The sequence below is a fragment of the Streptomyces sp. NPDC107500 genome (assembly GCF_055582785.1).
On sequence record NZ_JBVJPF010000007.1, the window covers coordinates 550,175 to 572,287 of the forward strand.

Annotated in this window: 20 protein-coding genes; 10 read left to right on the plus strand and 10 right to left on the minus strand. The window is 73.6% G+C overall.

Translation table 11 applies throughout. From position 1 onward, the window contains the following. Positions 1-26: 26 nt before the first annotated feature. On the minus strand, positions 27-1,088 hold the full coding sequence (locus ACZ67M_RS28990; protein ID WP_392014745.1) for a FecCD family ABC transporter permease: 1,062 nt from the start codon (positions 1,086-1,088) through the stop codon (positions 27-29). Beyond that, positions 1,085-2,122 (minus strand): FecCD family ABC transporter permease, encoded by a 1,038-nt coding sequence (locus ACZ67M_RS28995; RefSeq protein ID WP_361362578.1) that lies wholly within the window; start codon positions 2,120-2,122, stop codon positions 1,085-1,087. The genes ACZ67M_RS28990 and ACZ67M_RS28995 overlap by 4 nt, the downstream gene beginning before the upstream one ends. Before the next feature lie 158 nt (positions 2,123-2,280). On the opposite strand from ACZ67M_RS28995, the gene ACZ67M_RS29000 reads away from it, so the two are divergent. The 5 genes from ACZ67M_RS29000 (at position 2,281) to ACZ67M_RS29020 (ending at position 8,436) form a co-directional block, all read left to right on the plus strand. Further along, positions 2,281-2,844: an MSMEG_1061 family FMN-dependent PPOX-type flavoprotein gene (locus ACZ67M_RS29000; RefSeq protein ID WP_469853519.1), complete on the plus strand. Its 564-nt coding sequence runs from the start codon at positions 2,281-2,283 to the stop codon at positions 2,842-2,844. A gap of 102 nt (positions 2,845-2,946) precedes the next feature. Beyond that, complete coding sequence (locus ACZ67M_RS29005; RefSeq protein WP_392014748.1) at positions 2,947-3,807, plus strand: ABC transporter ATP-binding protein; 861 nt, start codon at positions 2,947-2,949, stop codon at positions 3,805-3,807. After that, positions 3,804-4,787 (plus strand): iron-siderophore ABC transporter substrate-binding protein, encoded by a 984-nt coding sequence (locus ACZ67M_RS29010; RefSeq protein ID WP_392014750.1) that lies wholly within the window; start codon positions 3,804-3,806, stop codon positions 4,785-4,787. The genes ACZ67M_RS29005 and ACZ67M_RS29010 overlap by 4 nt, the downstream gene beginning before the upstream one ends. 7 nt (positions 4,788-4,794) lie before the next feature. After that, a complete protein-coding gene (locus tag ACZ67M_RS29015) occupies positions 4,795-6,864 on the plus strand; it encodes an iron ABC transporter permease (RefSeq protein WP_469853520.1) in 2,070 nt (689 codons plus the stop codon). Between the two features lie 225 nt (positions 6,865-7,089). Next, positions 7,090-8,436: a lipase family protein gene (locus tag ACZ67M_RS29020; protein ID WP_469853522.1), complete on the plus strand. Its 1,347-nt coding sequence runs from the start codon at positions 7,090-7,092 to the stop codon at positions 8,434-8,436. A 49-nt stretch (positions 8,437-8,485) separates the two neighbouring features. On the opposite strand, the gene ACZ67M_RS29025 is transcribed toward ACZ67M_RS29020, so the two are convergent. Beyond that, the gene (locus ACZ67M_RS29025) at positions 8,486-9,451 is read right to left on the minus strand and encodes a DMT family transporter (RefSeq protein ID WP_469853523.1); all 966 of its coding nucleotides are present in this window, start codon (positions 9,449-9,451) and stop codon (positions 8,486-8,488) included. Positions 9,452-9,691: 240 nt separating this feature from the next. Here ACZ67M_RS29025 and ACZ67M_RS29030 point away from each other — a divergent pair, with 240 nt between their 5' ends. Next, complete coding sequence (locus ACZ67M_RS29030; RefSeq protein ID WP_469853525.1) at positions 9,692-10,411, plus strand: hypothetical protein; 720 nt, start codon at positions 9,692-9,694, stop codon at positions 10,409-10,411. Positions 10,412-10,427: 16 nt separating this feature from the next. Here the strand turns inward: ACZ67M_RS29030 and ACZ67M_RS29035 are convergent, their stop codons facing one another. The 4 genes from ACZ67M_RS29035 to ACZ67M_RS29050 are packed head-to-tail and all read right to left on the minus strand — an operon-like array spanning position 10,428 to position 13,994. Then, positions 10,428-10,916 (minus strand): MSMEG_6728 family protein, encoded by a 489-nt coding sequence (locus ACZ67M_RS29035; RefSeq protein WP_469853527.1) that lies wholly within the window; start codon positions 10,914-10,916, stop codon positions 10,428-10,430. Between the two features lie 42 nt (positions 10,917-10,958). Continuing rightward, positions 10,959-11,840 (minus strand): SDR family oxidoreductase, encoded by an 882-nt coding sequence (locus ACZ67M_RS29040; protein WP_361362553.1) that lies wholly within the window; start codon positions 11,838-11,840, stop codon positions 10,959-10,961. Positions 11,841-11,875: 35 nt separating this feature from the next. Beyond that, positions 11,876-13,495: a phytoene desaturase family protein gene (locus ACZ67M_RS29045; protein WP_469853529.1), complete on the minus strand. Its 1,620-nt coding sequence runs from the start codon at positions 13,493-13,495 to the stop codon at positions 11,876-11,878. Then, positions 13,488-13,994 (minus strand): SRPBCC family protein, encoded by a 507-nt coding sequence (locus ACZ67M_RS29050; protein ID WP_392014765.1) that lies wholly within the window; start codon positions 13,992-13,994, stop codon positions 13,488-13,490. Before ACZ67M_RS29050 ends, ACZ67M_RS29045 begins: the two co-directional genes overlap by 8 nt. Before the next feature lie 210 nt (positions 13,995-14,204). Between ACZ67M_RS29050 and ACZ67M_RS29055 the strand changes: the two genes are divergently transcribed. Both ACZ67M_RS29055 and ACZ67M_RS29060 read left to right on the plus strand, forming a co-directional pair. Then, positions 14,205-14,657, plus strand: coding sequence for a hypothetical protein (locus ACZ67M_RS29055; RefSeq protein WP_361362546.1), 453 nt, complete (start codon positions 14,205-14,207; stop codon positions 14,655-14,657). Between the two features lie 202 nt (positions 14,658-14,859). Then, positions 14,860-16,020 (plus strand): S1 family peptidase, encoded by a 1,161-nt coding sequence (locus ACZ67M_RS29060; RefSeq protein WP_392104410.1) that lies wholly within the window; start codon positions 14,860-14,862, stop codon positions 16,018-16,020. An 86-nt stretch (positions 16,021-16,106) separates the two neighbouring features. On the opposite strand, the gene ACZ67M_RS29065 is transcribed toward ACZ67M_RS29060, so the two are convergent. Together ACZ67M_RS29065 and ACZ67M_RS29070 are read right to left on the minus strand one after the other, a co-directional pair. After that, positions 16,107-16,544 carry a hypothetical protein gene (locus tag ACZ67M_RS29065; protein ID WP_385799811.1) on the minus strand — a complete coding sequence of 146 codons (438 nt, stop codon included), beginning with the start codon at positions 16,542-16,544 and terminating at the stop codon, positions 16,107-16,109. A 201-nt stretch (positions 16,545-16,745) separates the two neighbouring features. Then, on the minus strand, positions 16,746-18,056 hold the full coding sequence (locus ACZ67M_RS29070; protein WP_469853531.1) for a cation:proton antiporter: 1,311 nt from the start codon (positions 18,054-18,056) through the stop codon (positions 16,746-16,748). Between the two features lie 1,051 nt (positions 18,057-19,107). Between ACZ67M_RS29070 and ctaD the strand changes: the two genes are divergently transcribed. Together ctaD and ACZ67M_RS29080 are read left to right on the plus strand one after the other, a co-directional pair. After that, positions 19,108-20,793, plus strand: coding sequence for an aa3-type cytochrome oxidase subunit I (ctaD, locus tag ACZ67M_RS29075; protein ID WP_392014773.1), 1,686 nt, complete (start codon positions 19,108-19,110; stop codon positions 20,791-20,793). A 96-nt stretch (positions 20,794-20,889) separates the two neighbouring features. Next, positions 20,890-21,264, plus strand: coding sequence for a peptidase M23 (locus ACZ67M_RS29080; RefSeq protein WP_392014775.1), 375 nt, complete (start codon positions 20,890-20,892; stop codon positions 21,262-21,264). Positions 21,265-21,322: 58 nt separating this feature from the next. Here the strand turns inward: ACZ67M_RS29080 and ACZ67M_RS29085 are convergent, their stop codons facing one another. Next, on the minus strand, positions 21,323-21,940 hold the full coding sequence (locus ACZ67M_RS29085; protein ID WP_361362530.1) for a hypothetical protein: 618 nt from the start codon (positions 21,938-21,940) through the stop codon (positions 21,323-21,325). Positions 21,941-22,113: the final 173 nt, after the last annotated feature.

Below are 22,113 nucleotides of genomic sequence, written 5' to 3' on the forward strand. Positions count from 1 at the left end.
CGTCGTCTCGTGTGCGGGCGCGGTCATCAGCCGCCCCGTCCGGCCCGGCCCGCGCGGGCGAGCAGCCACAGCAGGTAGGGGGCACCGACCACGCTGGTCACCACGCCCACCGGCAACTGGGTGCCGGGCAGCAGGTGCTGGGCGGTGAAGTCGGCCGCGCAGACCAGCGCCGCGCCGGTCAGGGCGGACGGGACCAGGGCGGCGCCCTGGCCGGGCAGCAGGCGGCGGGCGATCGGCGGGCTGACGAAGGCGACGAAGCCGATGGGGCCCGCGGCCGCCGTCGCCACGCCCACCAGTGCGGTGGCGCAGGCCAGCAGGGCGAGGCGGCCCCGCTCCACCCGGGCGCCCAGCCCGCCGGCCGCCTCGTCGCCGAGTTGCAGCGCGGTCAGGCTCCGGGACGCGGCCAGGGTGAGGGGGACGAGCGGCGCGGCGCAGCCCAGCAGCGGCCACAGGTGGTCCCAGGAGCGGCCGTTGAGGCTGCCGGCCAGCCAGACGAACGCGTTCTGCGCCTCGGTGACCTCCGCCCGCGTCATCAGGTAGGAGCGCAGGCTGACCAGTCCGGCGGCGACGCCGATGCCGATGAGCACGAACCGTCCGCCGCTGACGCCGCCGCGCCAGGCCAGCAGGTAGATGACGGTGCCGGCGAGGAGCGCACCGGCCAGGGCGCCGCCGGACAGAGCGAGGCCGCTGAGGCCGAACGCCAGGGACGTGAGCACGGCGGCGGCGCTCGCGCCGGCGCTGACGCCGATGATGTCGGGGCTGGCGAGGGGGTTGCGCAGCAGCGCCTGGAAGACGGCGCCGGAGAGCCCGAAGCAGAGGCCGACGGTCAGGGCCAGCAGTGCGCGGGGCAGCCGCAGTTCGTGCACGACGAAGCGGCTGCCCGGGTCGCCGACCCCGGTGAGGACGGCCCACACGTCGGCGAGCGGTACGTCGATGTCGCCGACGGTGAGGGACAGCAGCAGTGCGGCGAGCGCCGCCAGGAGCAGGGCCGCGCAGACCAGGGCGAAGCGGGTGCGGCGGGCGTGCCGGAGCCGCTCGACGCGGGTGGCGGCCTCGGCGGTGGGCGTCTTCGCGGTGGGCGTCTTCACAGTGCGGCCTTCCCACGCCGGCGGACCAGGAGGATGAACGGCACACAGCCGATGGCGGCGGTGACGACGCCGACCTGGACCTCGCCGGGCGGGGCCACGACCCGTCCGACGACGTCGGCGACCAGGAGCAGGGCGGGCGCGAGCAGGGCGCTGTAGGGCAGGATCCAGCGGTGGTCGGGTCCGGTGATCACGCGGACCGCGTGCGGAACGGCGAGGCCGACGAAGGCGATGGGGCCGGCCACGGCGGTGGCCGCCCCGCACAGCAGCACGGTGCTCGCGGCCCCGGCGAGCCGGGCGACGGCGACGCGCTGGCCGAGAGCGCGGGCGACGTCGTCGCCGAGGGCCAGCCCGTTGAGCCGGGGGCCGAGGCCGAGGGCGAGGACGGCGCCGGCGACGACGAAGGGCAGCGCCTGGAGGAGGACGTCGGTCTCGCGGCCGTCGAGGGCGCCCACCTGCCAGAACCGGAACTGGTCGTAGGTCCGGCTGTCGGTGAGCAGGATGGTGTCGGTGACGGAGACCAGCAGCGCGGTGGCGGCGGCTCCGGCGAGGGCGAGCTTGACGGGCGTGGCGCCCTCGCGTCCGAAGCTCGCGACGCCGTAGACGAGGACCGCCGCCAGGCAGGCGCCGAGGAACCCGAACCAGATGTACTGCCCGGGCTCGGTGAGGGACAGCACGCTCATGGCGAAGACGACGGCGACCGCCGCGCCCGCGTTGATGCCGAGCAGGCCGGGGTCGGCGAGCGGGTTGCGGGTGACCCCCTGCATCACGGTGCCGGCCAGGCCCAGGGCGACACCGGCCAGCAGGCCGGCCAGGGTGCGGGGTATCCGCACCTCCCGGACGACGAGTTGGCCGCGCACGGAGCGGTCCGGATCGAGGAGGCCGTGCACGAGGTCGTGCGCGGACACGTCGCCCGAACCGACCGCGAGACTGAGGGCGGTGACCGCGAACAGCAGCACGGCCAGCCCGCAGAGTCCCACGGTGAGGGCCGCGCGCCGGGGTACGCGGCGCGTTCGGGCAGGTGGGGCTGGGGGCATCTGCGGAGTTCCTCGGGAGGGCAGGGGGAGCCCGAACTCACCGGAGTGGTCACTTCCGGCCGTTAGGTAAGGGGAACCTAACATCAGATAATGTTCTATGTGCAACCACCCAGCCGGAAGCACCCGCCTCCGGTCAGCACGCACCCGGGGAGCCGGCCTTGCCACACACGATCGACGCGACCGGAGACCGGACGGACAGCGCCAAGGAGGACGGCTGGGTCGAACTGGACTCGCCCGCCGAGCTGCGCGAGCTGCTGGGCGAGCCCTGGCCCGTCGTCATCGACAAGGTGCACGAGCGGCTCACGGACGACGACGTGGACATCCTGGCCCGCTCCCCGTTCTGCCTGCTGGCCACCTCCGACCCACTGGGCAACTGCGACGTGTCGCCGCGCGGTGACGCGCCGGGCTTCACCCGGGTCCTGGACACCGGCACCATCGCCCTGCCGGACCGGCCGGGCAACCGCCGGGGGGACAGCTTCCACAACATCCTCGGCAATCCGCACGCCGGCCTGCTCTATCTGATCCCCGGCGGCAAGCAGGTACTGCGGATCAACGGCCGGGCCCGCATCCTCACCGACGCGCCCTTCTTCGACGCGATGGCCCGCGACGGCAGGCGTCCGGATCTCGCCCTGATCCTGGAGATCGACGAGATCTATCTGCACTGCCCGGCGTCACTGAATCGGGCGGGACTGTGGAAATCCCCCTCCCCGAAGGGGAGTTGAGCGCGCCTTCCGACCCGGGGCGCAGGGCGGGCCCGGAGCCGGGGCGACCGGTGTGAGCCCCGCCTCTACCAGCAATTATTAGGTTAGGCTAACCTTCGCCACGTGAGATCTGGTGAAGACACGGCCGGCACCCTGCGCCTGCGCGGTCATCGGCTGTCGGCGACGGGTGTGACCGTCGCGTACGACGGCGTCGATGTCGTGCACGACGCGGAGGTCACCCTCCGGCCCGGCGAAGTGACCGTTCTGGTGGGCCCGAACGGCAGCGGGAAGTCGACGCTGCTGCGTACCGTCGCCCGCCTTCAGCGGGCCCGCAGCGGGGCGATCGGCATCGACGACGACACCGACGCCCTGGCGCTGACGCCCCGTGAGTTCTCGCGGTACGTCGCCCTGCTGACACAGGGCCGTCCGACACCGGGCGGGCTGACCGTGCGGGACGTCGTCGAGTTCGGCCGCTATCCGTACCGGGGCCGCTGGGGGCGGCCCGATCCGGACGGTCCGGCCGCGGTCGACCGGGCGCTCGCGCTCACCGGCGTCGACGGCTTCGCCGACCGCGGCGCCGACCACCTCTCCGGCGGCCAGTTGCAGCGGGTGTGGCTCGCGAGCTGCCTGGCCCAGGAGACCGGCGTGCTGCTCCTGGACGAACCCACCACCTATCTCGACCTCCGCTACCAGGTCGAACTCCTCGACCTGATCCGCGATCTGGCCGACGTCCACGGGATCGCCGTCGGCGTCGTGCTGCACGACCTCGACCAGGCGGCGGCAGTCGCCGACCGGATCACGCTCCTCGAAGCGGGCCGGATCGTCGCCGACGGCCCGCCCGAGGACGTACTGACGCCGGAACGGCTGAGTGCCGTCTACGGCATCCGGATCGACGTCGACACCGACCCCCTCACCGGCCGGCTGCGCACCCGCCCGATCGGCCGCCACCACATACGAACCGAAAGGCTCGGCACCACCTCATGAGACGCCTCCTGCTCACCGCGGCCGCCACCACCGCCGCGGCGCTCACCCTCGCCGCCTGCGGCACCACCGAACCGGCCGCCGACAAGTCCGAGAAGAAGGCCTCCGAGGCCATCACGCTCAAGGACGGCAAGGGCACCGAGGTGAAGCTCGACGGCCCGGCCACCAAGGTCGTCGCCACCGAGTGGAACGTCGTCGAGAGCCTGGTCTCCCTGGGCGTGGACCCGGTCGGCGTCGCGGACGTCAAGGGCTACAAGACCTGGGACAGCGCCGTGCCGCTGAAGAACGAGCCCAAGGACATCGGCACCCGCGGCGAGCCGAGCATGGACACCGTCGCCTCCCTCGCCCCCGACCTCATCGTGGCCACCACGGACCTCACCCCGGCCGCCGTGAAGCAGCTGCGCGAGGTCGCCCCGGTCATCGAGGTCACCTCTGCCGACGGCACCGGCCAGATCGACCAGATGCTGGAGAACATCGACCTCATCGCCAAGGCCACCGGAAAGACGGCCGAGGCGAAGACGCTGCGCACCGGCTTCGAGGCCAAGGTCGCCGAGGGCAAGAAGGCCCTGGCCGACGCCGGGATCGCCGGCAAGGACTACGCCTTCGCGGACGGCTACGTCGCCTCCAACCAGGTCTCGATCCGTCCCTACACCGCGACCTCCCTCATCGGTGAGGTCAACGAGGCGATCGGTCTGAAGAACGCCTGGACGGTGAAGGGCGACCCCGCCTACGGTCTCGGCACCACCGACGTCGAGGGCCTGACCAAGCTGCCGGGGGACACCCAGTTCGCCTACATCGGCAACGACGACGACCCGACGGCCACCCCGTTCACCGGTGAGCTGGCCAAGAACTCGGTGTGGAAGTCCCTGCCGTTCGTGAAGTCCGGCGACGTGCACCGGCTGGACGACGGCATCTGGATGTTCGGTGGTCCCGGGTCGATGGAGGCGTACATCGACGCCGTCGTCGGCGCGCTGACGAAGTAGCGAGGCCATGGCCGTCACCGCAACCGAACCCGCGACCCGTCCGTCGACGGTCCCCACGTACCGGTCGGGCGCGGCCGCGGTGACGGCCGGGATCGTCCTGCTGGTCGCCGTCCTCGCCGTCGTCGACATCACGCAGGGCACCGCCGCCGTCGGACCGTCCGAGGTCTTCAAGGCCCTCACCGGACGGGCCGACCCGGACGACGCGTCGGTCGTCGTCGCCTCGCGGCTGCCCCGGATGGCCGCCGGCCTGCTGGTCGGCGTCGTCCTCGGGATGGCCGGCGCCGTGCTCCAGTCGGTCAGCCGCAACGTGCTGGCCTCCCCCGACACCCTGGCCGTGAACGCGGGCGCGTACCTGGCCCTCGGGGTGGCCGGCGCCACCGGCGTCTCGCTGCCGATGATCGCCTCCTCCGGCGTCGCCTTCGCGGGCGGGCTGGCGGCGGCGGCCGTGGTGCTCGGACTGTCCGGCCTCGGCACCGGCACCGTCCGTCTGGTGCTGGCCGGTACCGCGCTCATGCTGGGCCTGAACTCCATGACGGAGGGACTGCTCCTGCTCTTCCCGGAGCAGACCGAGGGCCTCTACGCCTGGAACCAGGGCAGCATCTCCCAGAACGGCTTCGACGGCGTCCTCCAGATGCTGCCGATCGCGCTGGCCGGGCTGGCGGGCCTGATGCTGACGGCCCGTCGGGTGGACGCGCTGGCGCTCGGCGACGACGCCGCGCGCGGGGTCGGCGTGCCGGTCCGGGCGACCCGGGTCACGGTCGTCGTGCTGGCGGCGATGCTGTCCGCGGCGGCCGTCACGCTCGCCGGTCCGATCGGCTTCGTCGGCCTGTGCGCACCCGCCCTGGTCCGCCCGCTGGCCCGCCGCTTCCGCGGCTTCGCCCGCTCCCGCACGTCGATGCCGGCGGCCGGGCTCACCGGCGCGGCCCTGGTGCTCGGTTCGGACGTGCTGCTGCGCACCCTGGTGTCGGCGAACCGCGCGGTGGGCGTGCCCACGGGCGTGGTCACCAGCCTGGTCGGGGCCGTGTTCCTCGTCGTCATGGCGATGCGGCTGCGGGACACCGCCGGGGCCGGCGCCCCGGACCGGCTGCGCATCCCGAGCCGGGCGGTGTTCCTGGCCACGGTCGCCGTCCTGGTGGCCGTACTGGTGGGCCTGGTCATCGCCTCGGTACTGATCGGCGACAGCAAGCTGCTCCTCGGTGACGTCGTCAACTGGGCGCAGGGCAGGGCCGGCCGGACCGTCTCCTTCGTGCTGGACACCCGGGTGCCCCGGGTGCTCGCGGCGCTCGGCGCGGGTGCGGCGCTCGCCCTGGCCGGCACGCTCGTGCAGGCCGTGACACGCAACCCGCTCGCGGAACCGAACGTCCTCGGTGTCACCGGCGGTGGCGCGCTGGGCGCGGTGATCCTGGTGACCACCGTGCCGGCCGCCGGGACGTGGGGCGTCGCCGGCGCCGCGTTCGCCGGGTCCGCCGTCACCGCGGTCCTCGTCTTCGGGCTGGCCGCCCGGGGCGGCTACCGGCAGAACCGGCTGGTCCTCGTCGGCATCGGCGTGGCCTCCGGGACGGCGGCCATGATCAGCCTGCTGATCGTGCTCACCGACCCGTTCAACGCGAACAAGGCGCTGACCTGGCTGTCGGGTTCGACCTACGGGCGGACCATGCCGGACGTCGTGCCGGTCACCCTGGCGCTGGCCGTCGGCATCGGCGTGGCGGTCGCGCGGCGCACCGAGCTGGACCTGATCTCGCTGGACGAGGACACGCCGCGGCTGCTGGGCCTGCGGCTGGCGCCGGGGCGGCTCGGGTTCCTGGTGGTGAGCGTCGTACTCAGCTCCAGCGCCGTGGCCTGTGCGGGCACCATCGGGTTCGTCGGGCTGGTCGCCCCGCACGCGGCACGGGCCCTGGTGGGCCGGCGGCACGTCCGGGTCGTGCCGGTCTCGATCCTCCTGGGCGCCGCCCTGGTCTGCGCGGCCGACCTGATCGGCCGCACGGTGATCGCCCCGGCTCAGCTCGGCGCGGGGCTCATGACGGCCGTGATCGGGACGCCGTACTTCCTGTACCTGCTGGTCCGCGGCCGCCGGTAGCGGGCGGCCGGTCCGGCGGGGGCACGGATCCCGCCGGGCCGGCACCTTGCCGGACACAGCTTGTTAGACGCAGCGTCAAGTTACTGAACCGTAATAAGCATGGTGCTACCGCCGGTAACTCCTGTCCGGGTACGGTCCCGTCACCCCACAGGAGCAGTGCGGCCACGGTCCTCCCCCAACGGACCGCGGACGACCGGTTCCGGCCCTTCCCCCAGGAGGTTCGCCATGCCCGCACGTCCCCGCATGCTCGCCGCGGCGATCACCGCCGCGCTCGCCCTCGGCGCCCAGGCGGTGCCCGCCGCCGCGGCAGGCACCGCCGGCGACCCGGCCACCGGACCCGCCTCGGAGGTGTCCCGGGGTGTGGAGATACCCGCCTTCTACACGCCGCCGGCCGAACTCCCGGCCGCCGACGGCACGCTGATCCGCAGTGAGCACCTGCCGCTCGCCCTGAGCCTGCCCGGTCTGGAGGGTCCCCTCCCGGGGCGGGCGACCCGCCTGATGTACAAGTCCACCGACGCGAACGGCGAGGCGGTCGCCGTCACCGGCGCCTACATCGAACCCGCCGCGAAGTGGCGCGGCGACGGACCGCGGCCCCTGGTCGCCGTCGCCCCCGGCACCATGGGGCAGGGCGACCAGTGCGCCGCCTCCATGGCCCTGGAGAACCCGCTGCGGCTCGGCGACGGAACGGTCTCCGTGGGATACGAGAACCTGTCGGTCTACCGGCTGCTGCTGCGCGGCGTCGCCGTCGTCGTCACCGACTACGTCGGCCTGGGCACCACCGACCGGCTGCACACCTACGTCAACCGTGTCGACGGAGCCCACGCCGTACTGGACGCCGTGCGCGCCGCGCGCTCGCTCGACTCGGCCACGGTCACCGCCGGCTCCCGGGTCGGCCTGTTCGGGTACAGCCAGGGCGGCGGCGCCACGGCTGCCGCGGCCGAACTCCAGCCGGCCTACGCCCCGGACGTGCCGCTCGCGGGCACGTACGCGGGGGCGCCGCCCGCGGACCTGACCGAGGTGACCGAGGCGATCGACGGCGGCGACCTGGCGGGCGCGCTGGGCTGGTCGCTCAACGGCTTCCTCCAGACGGAGCCCGCCCTGCGTCCCGTCGCCGACCGGTACATCAACGCGGAGGGCCGGGAGGCGCTCAAGGACCTGTCGACCATGTGCGTCGGCGACGCCCTCTTCGGGTACGGCGGCGCGAGCAGCGAGGACTGGACGACGACCGGTCAGTCCATCAGCGACATCATCCGCGCCGAGCCCGTACTGCGGGACTTCCTCGCCGAGCAGCGCATCGGCGCGCTGAAGCCCGGCAGCCCGGTCCGCGTGGCGACCGGCGTCAGCGACGATCTGGTCCCCCACGGCCAGTCCCGTCAACTCGCCGTCGACTGGTGCCGCAAGGGCGCCACGGTCACCTACGCCCCCGTCCTGCTGCCGGGCGTCGGAAGCGGCCTGCTCAACCACTTCGCCCCGCTCCTCACCGACCAGGGCAGCGCCATCTCCTGGCTGACCGACCGGCTCTCCGGGGAGCCGGCGCGCTCCAACTGCGGCAGCATGCCCCTACAGCCCTGAGCCACCGGGCCCGCCCGCGGGCGGGCGGCCTCTCCGGCGCCGAGGGCTGCTACAGCTTCTCGGCCGAGCGGGATTCGAAGGACCTCTGCCGCGCCGTCCGGGCCTCCCCCGGGCGGGCGGACGAGGCACCGCCCCGGCGGGCGAAGGAGAGCGACACCCCCGATCCCACGGCGACCCCGGCGCAGACCAGGGCGCTGCCCACGGCCTGCGCGGCGCCGTAGGAACCGGTGCCGACCAGGGGCGCGGTGCAGGCAGCGGCGACCGGGATCAGGCCGGAGAACAGGGTGGCGCGCTCCGCCCCGATCCGCTGCATGCCCATGTACCAGCAGACGAAGCCGACGACGGTGACCACCGCCGCCTGCCACAGCAGCGCGCCGGTCTCCACCGCGTCCGGCGGCCGCAGCCAGCCGGCGCCGTCGGCCAGGACGCCCGCCACCGCCGACTGGAGCGCCGCGATGCCGCACACCGTGGTGGACAGCAGTCGCGGGCCAAGCGGCCGCAGGACGGGCACGGCCAGGACCGCGAAGCCGACCTCGCCCAGCAGCGCGCACACGGAGAACGCGATGCCCGCGCCGTCGGTGCGCCCCCAGCCCTGGACCGTGAAGGCGCCCGCGGCCACCAGCGACGCCCCGTAGAGCACGACCCGTTGCGGCCTGCGCCCGTCGAGGAGGGGCACGAGGACGGCGACCACGACCGGCGCGCAGCCCACGAAGACGCCGGGGACGGCCGGTTCCGCGGTGCGTTCCGCAGCGAGGACGGCCAGGTTGAAGCCGACCATGCCGACGGCGGCCAGCAGGGCCAGGCGCAGCCACGGGCCGGGGCCCAGGGCGCGCAGCCGGGCCGTCGCGCCGGGCCCGGCGAGGGGGACGAGCAGCAGGAAGGCCAGCCCGTAGCGCAGGAACTGGCCCCCGGCGTACGGGTAGTCGCCGAGGAGGCTGTTGGCGGTGAAGGATCCTCCGACGAGGACGCAGGCGAGGGCGGCGAGCAGGGAGCCGCGCGCGGTGGTGGCGTTCATGGCACCGACGCTATGAAGCCGGCCGGTCTCGCACGGGGTCCACTTCCTCAGCGGTATGGGGGACCAATCGGTGACCGTGGCGGTCACACGGACGTCACCGCTCCCGCACCGGGTGCGGGGCGCGGTAATCGGGGTATGCGGAACGTCCGGCACCAACAGGCCATTAGGGCCCCTGACTTGACGGTTTCGAACCGACACGGGAGGGAACTGCCAGTGCGCACCCGCAATGTGACAACCGCCGTGGCGACCGCGAGCGCCTCCGTCGCACTCCTGGCCGGGTGCGGCGGCGGCTCCGGTGACGGGGGCGAGCCCTTCGACGGGCAGAGCGCCGACTCGGTCGCGGCGAAGGCGGTCGAGGCCACCCGGGAGGCGAAGTCCATGCACGTGAAGGGGGACACCCGCCAGGAGGACGGCTCCACGGTCACCATCGACGTCTCGGTCGACCGGGCGAAGAACTGCCAGGGCACCATCGGCGCCGGCGACACCGAGGCCGAGGTCCGGTACACTGGCTCGGTCCTGTACCTGCGCGGCGACCGGCAGTACTGGGGGAACGCCCTGAGGCAACAGCCCGACGAGGCCCGGGAGATGGTGCCCAAGCTGTCGGACAAGTGGGTGCGGATGCCGGGCAACGACGCCACGACCGCCGGGGTCTGCGACAAGCAGGGCTTCATCGCGGCGATGGACCAGGACAAGTCCCAGCGCCAGGGCATGGAGCGCGGGGAGACCTCCGAGGTGAACGGCGAGGAGGCGCTCAAGCTCACCAAGGAGGGCGACGGCGGCGAGACGCTCGCGATGTACGTGGCGACGGAGGGCGAGCCGTACATCCTCAGGACCACCACGGAGGGCGGCGAGAACCCGGGCAGCGTCACCTTCAGCGACTACGGCGAGCCGGTGGACCCCGAACAGCCGCCGGCCGGCGAGACGGTGGACCTGAAGGGGCTCGGCGCGCGGAGCTCCTGACGCCGCCCACGGCCTGCTACGTGCCGCTCGCCGGCTCCTCCCCCGACCGGTCCGAGGCCGGCCACACATAGGGAAGGTCGTCCGGCACACCGGGAAACAGCCCGCCGTAGGCTTCGGGGTCCTTGCGCAGCAGCGCCGACCTGTGGCTGCGGTGGAAGGCCTCGTCACCGAGCCACGGCGGCAACTCCCCGGCGCGGGCCAGGGCGGCCTGGTCCCGCACGGGTTCGTGCGGGCGGCGGGTGGCCAGGCCGGCGACGAGCGAGGCGGCGCAGCTGTCCTGGTGGCCCCGGTCGCGCCAGACCCGGCAGACCTCGAGGCCGTACCGCACCAGTGCCTCCTCGTAGCCGGCCCACATGCGCACCGCCGGGTGCCGACGCCAGCCGTAGCCGGGCACGGTCAGGCCGCGCAGCACCTGGAGCGCCTCCACCCGCTGCTTGCCCAGCCGGCGGCGGTCCAGCGTGAGCGCCGACTCCCGGAAACCGGGGAGGGGGAGAAACGTCTGCATGCCGTCCTCTCAGCAGCGGAACCGGTGTCCGGGCCCCGTGGACTACGCACCCGGCCCCGGCCCGTCCCGGTCGGCCAGTCCGCCGGCGCCGAGCGGGCCGGTGGCGCGCAGGGGTCCGTCGGCCTCCAGCCGGGGCAGCTCGTGGCGCGAGAGCCGCAGGACCACGGGCGGCAGCACGGTGCGCCCCAGTTGGGCCAGGCGCAGCCAGCCGGGGACGTAGACGGCGGTACGGCGGCGTTCCACGGCGCGGACCAGCCGGGCGGCGACGTCGTCCGCCGGGAAGGTGCGGCGGGCCGGCGGCGGCATGTGCCCGCGCAGCTCGCGCAGGACCGGGTGCTGGTCGGCGTCGCGGATCATGTCGGTGTCGATCCAGTTGAGGTAGGCGATGCCCACGGCGACGCCGTGGTGGGCCACCTCGGCGCGCAGCGAGTGGTTGAACGCCTCGACGCCCGCCTTGGAGGCGCAGTAGGCGCTCATCATGGGGGCGGCGCCGAGCGAGGCCAGCGAGGCGATCTGGAGGTGGTAGCCGGCGGTGCGCAGCAGGTCCGGCAGGAAGGCGCGGGCCGTGTGGGCGCTGCCGGTCAGGTTGACGTCGACGACGCGTCGCCACAGCGCCGGGTCCGAGGTGACGAACGGTCCGCCCTCCGCGATGCCCGCGTTGGCCACCACGACCGAGGGTGGTCCCAGGCCCCGGCGTACCGCGCCGGCCGCCTCCGCCAGTGCGGCGGGGTCGGTGACGTCGGCCTCGACGGCGAGCACCGGGGTGGGCAGGTCGGCCGCGAGGGCTTGCAGGCGGGACTTCTCCCGGCCGAGCAGGGCGACCCGGGCACCGCGCCGGGCGAAGGCACGGGCCAGGGCTGCGCCGAGTCCGCGGGCGGCACCCGTCACCACGACGGTGCGGTTCTGAAGGGGGCTGTCTGTCACCGGTCGGGCCTTTCCTCTGGGGGCTGCTCGGACGGTCACCGTCTCTCGCCGGCCCGGTCGCGGCGGGCCAGGGCCCGTTGCGCCCGGGTGAGGCCCGCGAAGCGGTGCCGGCGCAGTGCGGCGTGGGCGGCGTTGGCACCGGGCGCGCCGTGCACTCCGCCGCCGGGATGGGCGGCGGCGGAGGCGAGGTAGAGCCCGGCCACGGGGGTCTCCGGCCGCCCGGTGCCGGGCACGGGCCGGAAGACCAGTTGCTGGTGCATGGCGGCGGTGCCGCCGTTGATGGCGCCGCCCGTCAGGTTGGCGTCCAGGGCCTGGAGCGTCGGCGGGGCCAGCACCCGACGGGCCCGGATCAGAGCACGGAAGCCAGGTGCGAAGCGTTCCACCTGGCGCTCGACCCGGTCGGCCATCAGCTCCCGCTCCCCGGCGTCCCAGCTCCCGGTGATGCCCGCGTCGCCCGCGTCGCCCCGGACGTCGTGGGGGACGTGGGTGTAGGCCCAGGCGGACTCGGTGCCGCGGGGTGAGCGGGTCGGGTCGGACGTCGTCATCTGGCCGAACAGCGAGAAGGGACGGTCGGGGACGCGGCCCATGGCGATCTGGGCGGCGAACCGGGTCAGTTCGTCGAGACCGTCGGCCAGGTGCACGGTGCCGGCCCCCGCCGCCCGCGCGCACCGCCAGGGCACGGGTCCGTCCAGCGCCCAGTCCACCTTGAAGGTGGCGAAGTCCCACTCGAAGCGCCGCAGGTCGGCCAGGACCTGTCCGGGAAGGTCCTCGGGGGCGACCAGGCCGCCGTACAGGGCGGACACGGAGACGTCCGCGAGGACGGCGCGGCGCGCGGCGACCAGTTCCCCGCCGGCCGTGCGGACACCGACCGCGCGCCGGTCGCGGACCACGACGTGCTCGACCCGGTGCCCGCAGCTCACCGTGGCGCCGCGGGAGCGCAGCCGGTGGACCAGGGCCGCGGTGAGCGCTCCGGCGCCGCCGACCGGCACGGGGAACCCGTAGGTCTGCCCGAGCATCGACATCAGCCAGCCGAAGCCGCCGCTGCCGGCGGCCTCGGGCGCGAGGTCGGCGTGCAGGGCGTTGCCGGCCAGGAGCAGTCTGCCGCCCTCGCCCCGGAACTCCTCCGCGCCCATGCGGCGCACCGGCAGCACCAGGGTGCGGGCCAGCCTGAGCCCGCCCGCGCCGCGCAGCCGCAGGGCCAGCCGGGCGGCGGCGCGGACCGGCGGGAACGGGGTGAACAGGGCGTCCAGGATGTCGGCCCGGTAGCGGTCCCACACGTCGCACAGGCGTTCCCAGGCGGCACCGTCCCCTGGCGCGAAGGTGTCGAGGGAGGCGGCCGTGACGGCGACGTCGCGGTCGAGGACGGCGCACGTGCCGTCGCCCAGCGGGTGGGCCAGTACGTGGGGGGCGTGGGCCCAGCGCAGTCCGTGGTCCTCCAGCCGCATCCCGGCGAGCACCGGGGAGGCGGCGGCGAGCGGGTAGAAGGAGCTGAACAGGTCGCTGACGAAGCCCGGGGCGACCCCGGAGTCGTGACGTACCGCGCCGCCCGGCTCGGGCTGCTCCTCCAGGACCCGTACGCTCCAGCCGGCGTCCGCCAGCAGGTTGGCCGCGACGAGTCCGTTGGGGCCGGCACCGATCACGACGGCGTCAGGCACGGCCGTCTCCCGGTCGGTACTCCACGGACCCGGCCGTGTCCGGCTGATCGGGGCGGCGCCGCTCCCCGGCCCGGGACTCGCACAGCCCGGCCAGCCGGGCCAGCATCGCGCGGTGCCGCACCTGGATCAGCGCCTCGACGGCCGCGTTGTGCAGCAGGCCGCCGGGACCGCGCAGCGGGTGCTCGTCCACGATCACCAGGCACTCCTCACCCCAGGCGCGCAGCTCGACGGAGATCCGGGCGGTGCCGAGCCGGCCGGCCTTGGCCTCGATCTCCAGCAGGGACCCGTCGACCTTGTGCCGGACGACGGACTCGTTGTTCAGCCGCAGCGGTCCCAGCCGCACCTCGTAGGCGATGGTCGCCCCGACCTGCGGCCACTGTCCGGCCTCGGGGGTGGAGTCCGAGGGCCCGACCACCCACTGCACGTACAGGTCGCCGTCGGCGAGGACGTCCCACACCGCCTGCGGGGTCGCCTGGACCAACCGATGCCGAACCGCCACGCGTGCCTCCTGGTTCCGGTCGCCGTCACCGCCCGACGCAGCACTGAGTGCCCCTTCCGCGCGCGGCCAACCGGGGCGGAAGGATCCCTACCGCCCTGACATCTCTCAGGTACCGGGCACCGCGAGGCCCGCCTAACGTCGCTGACGGGGGTGGTCGCCGGTCCGGCTCACCGCCGACACAGTCATCACCGACACGGGAAACGAGGGCTCATGAGCCGCCGATCATCGCTCACCACTCTGCTGGCCGCGGGGGGCGCCGCCGTCGCGCTGGCGCTGTCCGCCGTACCGGCCCAGGCCGCACCGTACTCGGGCGGGAACTACGGCGCCTACGGCATGGAGGGGCAGTATCCGACCGTGTCCAGCTGCGCGGGGACGTTCCAGCAGGTCGGCGCCACCCGGTACGCGGAGGGCATGGCGCTGAAGTACTTCTACTCCTCCCGCTGCGGTTCGTTCGCCCGGATCGAGAACTCCCGGGCCAACTGCGCCGCCGTGCTGGAGCGCTCGAACTCGGGCGCCGGACGTGCCGACGGCTGGGTCTCAGAGACCGTCGACCCGGGCATCAACTACGCCTACTCGAAGATCGGCAACAACCTGAACGGCCGCGTCTCCCGCGCCCTGCTGACCTGCGACGGCCACGTCTGGGCGCAGACCGCCTGGTACTGACCGGCACGCCACGCACACCGTGCCGGCCACCCCGCCCGGGGTGGCCGGCACGGTGCCGTCCGGCCCCGGTCCCACGGAAAGGCCCTGCATTGGCATGGACCTGATAACGCTGGCTGGCTAAGCTCCAAGGAACCCGATGAGAGCGCTCTCAGTACGCGGTTGTTCCACCCCCACCTTGCTGGAACGACGAAGGGCAACTCCCGTGAGACGCAGCAGACTCAGGCACCTCGGCCTGGCCGGCCTCCTCGTACTCGGCAGCCTCACCGCGGTCGGCACCCTGCCGGCCTCGGCGGCCGACGCCCCCTCCCCCTCCACCGAGCAGCCGGCCTCCGCCGGTCTCCTGGACGCCATGCAGCGGGACTTCGGTCTCACCCGGGCCGAGGCCGAGGACCGGCTCGCGGCCGAACGCCGGGCCGGCGACCTCGCGCCCGAGGCACGCCGGGCCGCCGGAAAGGCCTTCGGCGGCTCGTGGTTCGACGCCGCCTCCGGACGGCTGACCGTCGCCGTCACCTCGGACGCGGCGCCGTCCACGGCGGCGGCGGTCCGCGCCACCGGCGCACAGGTGCGCACCGTCGAGCACAGCGCCGAGGCGCTCGACGCGACCAAGGCACGTGTCGACCGCCTCGACGCGCCCGCCGGGGTGAGCAGTTGGCGTGTCGACACGGCGGCGAACACCGTGGTCGTCGACGTGGTCCGGGCCGACCAGGCTGACAACGATGTCCGGCGCTTCGTGAAACAGGCCCGCGAGGCCGGTCCGGTCACGGTGCGGACGGTGGCCTCGGCCCCGCAGACGTTCGCGGCGGGCACCGTCGGCGGCGACCCGTACTACACGGGCAACGTCCGCTGCTCCATCGGCTTCTCCGTGCACGGCGGGTTCGTCACCGCCGGGCACTGCGGCGGGACGGGCGCGGGGGTGAGCGGCTGGGACCGGTCGTACATCGGCACGTTCCAGGGCTCGTCGTTCCCCGGCAACGACTACGCCTGGGTCAGCGTGGGCAGCGGCTGGTGGACCGTGCCGGTCGTGCTCGGCTGGGGCACCGTCTCCGACCAGCTGGTGCGCGGCTCCAACGAGGCGCCCGTGGGCGCCTCGATCTGCCGCTCCGGCTCCACCACCCACTGGCACTGCGGCACCGTGCTCGCCAAGAACGAGACGGTCAACTACAGCCAGGGCGCGGTGCACCAGATGACCAAGACCAGCGTGTGCGCCGAGGGCGGCGACTCCGGCGGTTCCTTCATCAGCGGCGACCAGGCGCAGGGCGTCACCTCGGGCGGCTGGGGCAACTGCTCCAGCGGCGGCGAGACCTGGTTCCAGCCCGTCAACGAGATCCTGAACCGCTACGGGCTGACGCTGCACACGGCCTGACCCCGTCACAGGCGGGAAGGGCCGCGCCGGGTGTCCGGCGGGCCCTTCCCGGACCACCGTCCGGCGCGGGGCGGCGGTCGGAACGGTCAGAGGTCGCCGGGGCCCGGCTCCGGCGACTCGGGCCCCGTCGCCGCGCCGAGCCGCCGGTAGGCGGCCCGCGCGTGCGCCACGCGGGCCAGCGCCGTGCCGACGAGGGCGGCGCCGAGCAGGCAGGCGAGCCAGAGCGCGTCCCGCCGGCCGGTCCACGTCAGGACACCGGCCGGCGGGATCGCGAAACCGTTGAGGGAGAGCCAGCACAGCACGGCCGTCCCGGGAGCGGCGGTGAAGCGGGCGCAGAGCCCGAGCAGCGCCGCGAGCACGGAGAGCACGAGGAGGGCCAGTCCGGGACGGCCCGAACCCACCGTGCCGTTGAGCAGTGCCACCAGGGCGAGGGCGCCGCCGAAGGCCCCCGCCCACACCAGGGGAGCGGCGACCGGCCGGGGAACGGGTCTCGCACCACTGGCCAGGGGCACCCACTCGATCATGCTGACGGCTCCTTCCGGTCCCGGACGGCTCCGACCCCCACGGCGTCGGACACCGGCCCTGTGGGCAGATTGTCCCACCGGGGGGAAGGGTGCCGTGCGGGGCGGGTGGGCGACCGGTGCGCTCGGCGGCGGCCGGAACGCCGTACAGCTCCCGTCCCGTGGGCCGGATCCCGCGCGTCTCCTCCCGGCCCCGGGCACGGCCTAGCGTTCGGCCTCCGCGCGCTCCGAGGCGGACGAGGACGACGGCGAGGCCGCCCCGGCGGACACCGCGACGGACTCCGACGATCCGTCCCCGCCCTTGCCCTCGCCCCGTACGGCGGCCGTTGACCTGGTCCCGGGCAGCAGCCCGGCGGCCGTCCGCAGGGCACCGGCGAGCAGGTGCGCCCGCGCCGCCACGATGGGACCGAGGACGGCGAGCACGAGCACGTACCCGGCGATGAAGGGGGCGAGCCGCTCGTCGAGTCCGGCGCCCGCGGCCATCGCGGCGAGGATCAGCGCGAACTCCCCGCGGGCGACCAGGGTGGTGGCGATCTCCGCGGCGGGCTGCGCACCGTAGTCGTACAGCCGGGCGACGCAGAGTCCGGCGGCGATGTTCATGACGACGGTCAGGGCAGCGGCCGCGGCGACCGGACCCGCGACGGAGGCGATGTCACCGGGGTCGATGGCGAGACCGAACGCGAAGAAGAAGATGGCCGCGAAGGCGTCACGGAGCGGGTGCACCAACTCGCGTATCCGGGGCCCGGAAGGGGTGCCCGCCAGGATCAGGCCGACCATGAAGGCGCCGATGGCGTCGGCCACGCCGAGGACCTCGGAGACGCCGGCGACCAGCACGGCAGCGCCGAGGAAGCTGATGACGAGGAGTTCGTTGTCCCGGGTCTCGATCAGGCGGCCCACGAGCCGGGTGCCGTACCGGGCCGCGGCGGCCAGCAGCAGGAGGAAGCCGAAGGCCTTGCCGGCCTGGAGGGCGATCTCCGCGAAGCCCTGGGCGCCCGCGATGATCGGTTGCAGGGCGGCCAGGTACAGCGCGAGGAAGATGTCCTCCACCACGATGACGCCCAGGATCAGACGCGTCTCGGGGCGGCCGATCCGGCCCAGGTCGATGAGGATCTTGGTGACGATCGCGGAGGACGAGATGCCGAGCACCCCGGCGAGCACCAGCGCCTCGCGCAGCCCCCAGCCGAGGACGAACCCGAAGCCGAGCCCGGCCCCGACGTTGAGGAGCAGATAGATGCCGCCCGCGGCGAGCAGCCGCCTGCCGCCGGTCTTGAGGTCGTCGAGGTGGAACTCCAGGCCCAGGTAGAACAGCAGCAGCACCAGTCCGAGCGCCGAGAGCATCTCGAAGTCGTGCGCGTCCTCGACCAGGACGAAGCCGGGGGTGTGCGGGCCGAGCAGGATGCCGGCGAGCATGAACAGGGGAATCGTCGGAAGTCCGATCCTGCCGCCGAGGCGGGCGAGGAACGCGGCGGCGAGGAAGGCGCCGCCCATGGCGAGCAGGGTGTCAGCGTGTCCCACGGGTCACCGCCTTCCGCCGTGCGGAGAGTGGGGAGGGCTTCACTTGACGGGGATGGATGCGGGTTCTCCTTCATCTGTCGTGCGTCGTCTGTGGTGCGTCGTCGTCGGGCGGACGGACGGACGCCGTCGACCGGCGCCGGTGCCGTGACACCGCTCCCGGAACCGAACGGGGCACCGGCCGCCCCGGCTACTCGGGGTGCGGACGCACACCCGGAACGGACCACGCGGCAACGCCCGCGAACGGGCTGAATGAGGCTTCCCTGCAACGTCCCCCGGCCCCCGAAAAGGCCCCCGGGGCGCGGCGTCGGTCCACGGTCACACGCCGGGGGGTGGCGCGGCCATCGGGGACGACACCCAAATGTTCCGGTGGCCGACACCCATCCAGGGCCGATGCGGCGGGCACCGGCGCGCGATGGCAGGAGGATGCGCCGCGGCCGACTCGGGGATCCCGGCCGCGGCGCGTCCCACCGCCCCGGACGCGGGAGGACGTCGCGCCCCGGGGCATGCTCGGCGAATTCCCCCGGACCCCGTCATGACACTGGCCCGACCGGGTGATCGTCGCCCAACGGCTCCGGGCACGGGAAAGCCGTCCGCCCCGCCGCGTGGAGCGACGGGGCGGACGGCTCGCGGACGGTCCGTCAGCACGGTGAGGTTGCCATCAACTTCTCGAAGGAAGCCATGCAGTCCGGGCAGTGACGTGCCCGTTCACCGTCGGATGCCTCAATACGTTCGCGGAGCTGCTGTCCGCACAGCGTGGCCGCGGCCTGTTTGGCCAACACGTGCCACACCAACGCTCCGCCCGCCTTCTCCGGGCCCACGCACATTTCGTACATGATCGGCCTCCCAGCCTGGACGCCGCTGACACCCTCAAGGAGACACCGGTTCGGCCGTGACCAGTAGCGTGCGGGGGCCATTCGGGTGACGGCCGCTTCGGCCGCCCGGGGCGCCTGCCCACCCGGACGGCTACAAACGATCAGCCAACCGGCCGTACCTCGGTGGTTGCGTGACGTGGCATCGACGCGGGCGGCCGGGGCTCGGTTGCCCTGGTCGGATGGTGACAGAGACCGGCCCCACCGAACCGACCCGACCGATCGCCGCGGTCCCGGCGGAACGCCACGGCAGGGGGCGGGTGCTCGTCTCCTGGGTCACCACGACCGACCACAAGCGGATCGGTCATCTGTACCTCGTCACGTCGTTCGCGTTCTTCCTGATCGCCGGGGCGCTGGCGATGCTGCTGCGGGCCGAGTTGGCCCGGCCCGGCATCCAGGTGCTCTCCCACGAGCAGTACAACCAGGCCTTCACGATGCACGGCACCATCATGCTGCTGCTGTTCGCCACCCCGACGTTCGCGGGGTTCACGAACGCCGTCATGCCGTTGCAGATCGGCGCGCCGGACGTGGCGTTCCCGCGGCTGAACATGCTGGCGTACTGGCTGTTCCTGTTCGGCGGTCTGATCGTGCTGGGCGGTTTCCTCACGCCGCAGGGCGCGGCGGACTTCGGCTGGACCGCCTACACGCCGCTCAGCGGCCCGCTGCGCGCCCCCTACCTCGGCGGCGACCTGTGGATCATGGGGCTGGCGCTGTCCGGGTTCGGCACCATTCTGGGCGCGGTCAACTTCATCACCACGATCATCTGCATGCGCGCCCCCGGCCTGACCATCTTCCGCATGCCGATCTTCGTCTGGAACGTGCTGCTGACCTCGGTCCTGGTGCTGCTGGCCTTCCCGGTGCTGGCGGCCGCGCTGCTGGTGCTGGAGGCCGACCGGCACTTCGGCGCCCATGTGTTCGACGCGGAGAACGGCGGGGCGCTCCTGTGGCAGCACCTGTTCTGGTTCTTCGGCCACCCCGAGGTGTACATCCTCGCGCTGCCGTTCTTCGGGGTGGTCACCGAGATCATCCCGGTCTTCGCCCGTAAGCCGATCTTCGGCTACACGGGACTGGTGGGCGCCACCATCGCCATCGCGGGGCTCTCGGCCACCGTGTGGGCGCATCACATGTTCGCCACCGGTGCCGTACTGCTGCCGTTCTTCTCGTTCCTGACGTATCTCATCGCCGTCCCCACCGGGGTGAAGTTCTTCAACTGGATCGGCACGATGTGGCGGGGTTCGCTGTCCTTCGAGCCGCCGATGCTGTGGGCGGCCGGCTTCCTGGTGACGTTCCTCTTCGGCGGGCTGACCGGGGTGGTCCTCGGCTCGCCGCCGCTGGACTGGCACGTCACCGACTCGTACTTCGTCGTCGCGCACTTCCACTACGTGCTGTTCGGCACGATCGTGTTCGCGATGTTCGGCGGATTCAGCTTCTGGTGGCCGAAGATGACCGGCCGCATGCTCGACCACCGCCTGGAGAAGGTGCACTTCTGGACGCTGTTCGCCGGTTTCCACACCACGTTCCTGGTGCAGCACTGGCTCGGCGTGGAGGGCATGCCCCGCCGGTACGCGGACTACCTGGCCGCGGACGGCTTCACGGCGCTCAACACGGTCTCCTCCGTCGGCGCCTTCCTGCTCGGTCTGTCGACGCTGCCGTTCCTGTACAACGTGTGGAAGACCGCGAAGTACGGACGTCCGGTCGAGGTCGACGACCCGTGGGGCTACGGGCGTTCCCTGGAGTGGGCCACGTCGTGTCCCCCGCCCCGGCACAACTTCCACGCGCTGCCGCGCGTGCGCTCCGAGTCGCCGGCCTTCGACCTCCACCACCCCGAACTCGCAGCGATCGACGAGGCGGAGCACACCGGGCCCTGACACTTCTCAGGGACCCCCGGGCCCCGATCGTCCCTAGAGTGCCGAGTGCGGGCCGGGTGCCGCCCGGCCGCGGATCGGCACAGGGGGAGATCACACATGAAGCGACTGATGCGTCACTCCGTCACCGCGCTGGCGGCGGCCGCGTTCGCCGTGGGCGGGCTCGCCGGCACGGCCCAGGCCGCCCCGGCGGCGCCGAGCGGCGGTGACCCGGCCCTCACCGACGTCTACATCTGGGCGACAGGCGTCAACCTGCGCCAGCACCCCACCAGGACCTCCAACGTGCTCGCGGTCCGCTCCACCTACTGGCTGGACGCGGTCTGCCAGAAGCAGGGCGAGTACGTGAACGACCCCGCGGTGGGCGGCAACAGCTGGTGGACCGCCGTGCAGGAGTTCTCGGGCAGCGACATCGCCTGGGTCAACAACCTGTATCTGAGGGGCGGCGAGAAGATCGCGGGCGTTCCGGACTGCTGACCGGCGCCGGGGCACACCGCGGGGGCGGGCCGGAGCACCGGCCCGCCCCCGCGTGCGTTCAGTTCAGCTTGCCGACGGCCGTGACGGTGGTGGCCTTGAAGTCGGCCACCTGCGCGTGCTCGAAGGTGCCCATCTGGCCCCACTGCACGACGGTCACGGTCCTGCCGTCCCGGCCGACCGAGAAGAGGCCGATGTCGGAGGCGCCCCACTCGGCGACCGTGTGCACCCCGTAGACGTGGGCGCCCTCCTCCACGTCGAGGCGGCCGTAGTACTTCTGCGTGGCGGTGATGTCGGGATACCGCTCCATCACCTCACGCGCGCAGTCGGCCAGGTCCTCGCGCAGCAGCGCGGCGAGCTTCACGGCGTGCCGCGTGCTGCGCTCGACGACCGTGACCTGGAGGGCGCCGGTGTCGTACTCCGTCCAGTACCGGCGGTGGGAGGCGGTGGACGGCAGCGCGTCGCCGACGCACATGGGCAGCGGGTCGGGCTGCCCGGCGGTGACGGGGCCGGCGTACCAGTCGGAGGAGGGGTGCGGCGGCAGTTCGGCCGGCTCCAGGAAGGCGGGCGAGGCGGATCGCGGTGGTGCGGCGTTCGCCGGGACGGCGGTCACGGCGAGCGCGGCGCCGGCCGCCAGCGCGGCCGCCACGGCGCGGGTCCCTCGGGCACGGACGTGCATGTTTCCCCCATGTCGGATCATCTGAGCTTGTGTCGGTCTCGGTACTGCTTGTCCAGTACGACTCGGTACGGCCCCGATGGGTTGCACGCCTGAGCCGTCCGTGTCGGCCCGCTCCCCCGTCCGCCCGACGGGCGGGGCCGGGCACGCGGTGCCAGACTGCTGCGCAACGTCCC